Here is a 3,794-nt window from a genome sequence, read left to right as displayed (position 1 = left end):
GGCGCCAAAATAATCCGATAATGGCGTGTCCAGATCAAGTTCACCCTTTTCAACCATTCTCAAAACGGCGTAAGCAAAGAGGGTTTTACTCAGGGAGGCGGCTTGAAAAATCGTGCTGTCATTGACCGCTTCTTTCGTGTTGATATTTCTGACACCGTAAGCCCCATGCAAGATAATCTCAGCGTCCCGAATGATGGCTATCGAGAGTCCCGGAACCTCAGCACGCTCCATTAATTCAGGAACGAATGATTCAAGATCCGATATCAATTGCTGTTCCGGGACATTTGTCTTAAGAGGAATTGAATCGATATTCTGTGCAACGGTTGGATTATCAAAAAAGAAAACGAGGGCCAGGGAATAGGCAAGAAATGCCCGGGTCAAAATTTGAGAAGACATAGGTCAATTTCCTAAAAGAGTTTAGTATGATAAGAGAAAGGAACTGCTTTTTAATAAAGACGGACGATACCTAAAATAGTTGTCTTTTTTGTAGGGAACGGTCGCGACCGCTCCCTACCGCCTAATCTCGCCAATCGCTCCCGCCGCTTCCTTTCTAACGTGAGGATTTTCATCCTTTAGCGCCAGACTCAACGGTTTCAGCGCTCGCGGGTCTTCGATTTGTCCGAGCGCTTCCGCGGCCTCTTTTCGCACCTGCCAGTTGACATCCTTTAAAGCTGAAATCAAAGGAGAGATTGCACGTACATCTTGAATCTCACCCAAAGCTTCTGCTGCTTCCTTGCGGATTTGCCAGTTTTGGTCTTTGAGAACACCGGCTAAAGGATTAACAGCGCGCCGATCTTCAAGTTGACCCAGGGCCTCCACGGCTTCACATCTGACTTGCCAATTTAGGTCTTTTAAAACCTCGATCAAAGGGTTTACTGCCTGCCGATCACCTATTTGCGCCAGTGCTTCGGCTGCTTCTTTGCGAATTTGCCAGACTTTATCATTGAGCATATCGCTTAAAGGCTTCACAGCTTCCCGGCTCTCAATTTGTCCCAGCGCTTCAACCACTTCGTACCGCACTTGCGGATTTGCATCTTTCAAAGCAGCAATTAAAGGTTTGACACCACGGGAATCTTCAATTTGGCCTAAAGCTTCTGCGGCTTCTTTTCTTACCTGCCAGTTTTGATCTTTCAAAGCTTTGCTTAAAGCAGGAATGACCCGGGTGTCTTCAATTTTTCCAAGAGCTTCCGCAGCCTCGACTCTTACCCGCCAATTGTTATCTTTTAATACTTTCTCTAAAGAACTGATTGCTTTCGGATCTTCGATTTGTCCCAAAGCTTCCACAGCCTCTCTTTTGACCCGCCAGTTTTTGTCTTTCAGGGCTGCAATCAATGGTGAAACTCCTTGCCGATCTTCGACTTCACCGAGTGCTTCTGCTGCTTCCACCCGCACTTGCCAGTTTTTATCTTTTAAGAGTTTTGTTAATGGCTTAAAAACCCGCGGGTCCCTGAATTCGGCCAGCGCATCTGCGACGGCCTCCCGCACTTGCCAGGTGTTATCATCCGCGGCAGCAGCCAGGGAACTGATTGTCTGGGTATCCTCAATTTCACCTAAAGCCTCAACCGTCTCTTTACGCACTTGCCAGGTGTTATCTTTGAGCAAAGCGATGACCGGCTTAATCGAGGCCGGATCTTTAATATGTCCCAGGGCATGAACTGATTCTTTGCGAACCTGCCATTGTACATCTTTTAACGCCGCAACCAAAGAAGATACGGCCTGGAAATCCTCGTACTGGCTCAAAGTCTTTGCTGCTTGCGCACGTACCTGCCAATTTTTATCTTTTAATGTGGTGATGACGGCTCCGAGCGCCCGGTAATCTTCAATCTCCCCAAAGATTCTCGCGGCCCCTTTGCGAATTTTCCAGTGGGCATCTTTCAAGGCAGCAATCAATGGCTCGACCGCAGGTTCGCCGATAATCACCAAAGCCTTTGCGGCCTCCCGGCCCGGGGACGTTTTTAAAATAACCTCATATTGCGAAGACCACCAATTCGGTTCATGATAAGGCAGGGGGTCGATCAGGACATCGTCGCCCAGCATCTTGACCAAAAAGGGAATTGCCGGATTGGAATCAGGCGTTAGTTCGCCGAGCTCATAAGCAGCGGTTGCTCTCGCAGCAGGATCGGCAGAATATAGTGCTGCTATTTTCGTTTTGATTTCAGCGGAAATGTTTCCCGGCAGGTTTTGTTTTGAGATTTGCGGCTGAGCAAACCCCGCGGTGGTGACGATTAAAAATATAATCAGTGAAGCGGCTATTTTACTTTTCATTTTTATCTCCTTCGATTGAATTACGATCTGATGAATCGTTCCTTACTAAGCTTTGCTTGTTCAGGAAATTGTTTTCGAAGCTCAGGTTAAGTTAGGCGCTAATTCAATAATTGCCTTACCTCATTAATGAGTTCTTTTTCGTTCGGCTTTTTTGCATCATTATCTATTATGATCCCGTTTTTATCAATTAAAAAGTAGCGTGGCAATGCCCGTACACCATATTGGCTTGTCATTTGGGACGACAGACCGGAAGTAATTAAATTGACTCCGGTAATTTTTTCTTTTTCGATCATTTTACGCCAGCTGTTTTCATTTTTATCAATAGATACATTTAAAAATACGACCGGGGCATCTTTGAAAATTTCTTTTAACTTTTTTGAATCGGGGATCAATTCAATGCACGGCTTACACCAGCTTGCCCAAAAATCGAGATAGACGACATTCTCCTTAAAGTCTGATAACGAGATACGTTTATTTTCATATGAGACAAGGGTAAAATCAGGGGCAGGCTTACCTTCTTTAACTAAAGAAGTTTTGTCGTATGCCAGTAAAACCGCTTCTATAAAAGATTCGTCTTCACCACTAGCCTTAAAGTCTTCAAACTGATTTTTAATTGTGTCAAAACGGCCTCGTTCAATAGCGGTTACCAGATAGTAGGATTGCATTGAGGATTTTAGTTTTCCTTTCAAATGTTCATTTGCCAATTCATAGAGAGTGCGGTACTTGAAATAATCATCATAATTATTGCTATGATTGTATTTTAGACCATTATATTTGAATCTCAATTTTAATTGGTGGTCGAGATAATTATCCAAATATTCGATGTATTTGTCGTAGGCTAATAGAGATTCATCATTCAGGTTAATCGTATCAATGAAATCGTGGTACCCCTCTTCAAAATCAGGTTTCATTTCCTTATCGTTGTAGAATAAATGCACGGTCAGGTAGTCAAAAAGCTTATTGCCCCATCGGCATTGAATTTGCGCTAGGGCTACATTTTTTGCAATAGGCGATAATTTATGGTGTTTTGTGTTGTAGAACTCCAAATGTTGGTTTTTAATTTTATCCCTGTATTGGCGAAAAGCCTTCGCTGAGTTAATTTCTTTGGTTTTAATTCTATTGTCAACAAATTGCGTTCGACTTTCAAAAGTACTATATGACATATTAAAATATTTGCAATTCTCAGCGCCTTTACCGAAAAATTTCAACGAGCTCTCAAAATCAGTTTCATCTACAAAGATATGAATACTGTCTTTTGGCTCAAGAAAAATATAGGCAGATTGGTCTGCCAAAAATATTTTTCCCATCCGCCAATTATTTAATTGTAGGTTGAATTCAAACTCGCCATTTGCATCTATTCTGGTGATATATTCATCATTTTTAAACCCTCGAATATTTTTATCTAAGATCATTTTGACAGTTTGGCTGGCCATATTTTCGATTTTTCCGGTTAGGATTGTTTGACCATCGATTTGATTAGTTCCAACATTTTCAGAACAGTGCCAAATAAGGACACTTAGAATTGTTAA

Annotated in this window: 3 protein-coding genes; all 3 read right to left on the bottom strand. The window is 42.6% G+C overall.

Features of this window, described 5'->3' with window-relative positions; genetic code table 11:
• Positions 1 to 396: beta-lactamase family protein (locus tag IH879_21210; GenBank protein MCH7677447.1), on the bottom strand; the 396-nt coding region annotated here is incomplete at its 3' end.
• A 114-nt stretch (positions 397 to 510) separates the two neighbouring features.
• Positions 511 to 2,265, bottom strand: coding sequence for a HEAT repeat domain-containing protein (locus IH879_21205; protein ID MCH7677446.1), 1,755 nt, complete (start codon positions 2,263 to 2,265; stop codon positions 511 to 513).
• Between the two features lie 98 nt (positions 2,266 to 2,363).
• Positions 2,364 to 3,794: TlpA family protein disulfide reductase (locus IH879_21200; protein ID MCH7677445.1), on the bottom strand; the 1,431-nt coding region annotated here is incomplete at its 5' end.

Source organism: candidate division KSB1 bacterium (assembly GCA_022562085.1).
Lineage (GTDB): Bacteria > Zhuqueibacterota > Zhuqueibacteria > Oceanimicrobiales > Oceanimicrobiaceae > Oceanimicrobium.
Note: the sequence above shows the minus strand (reverse complement) of the source record. Positions and strands in the feature narration are given on the sequence as shown.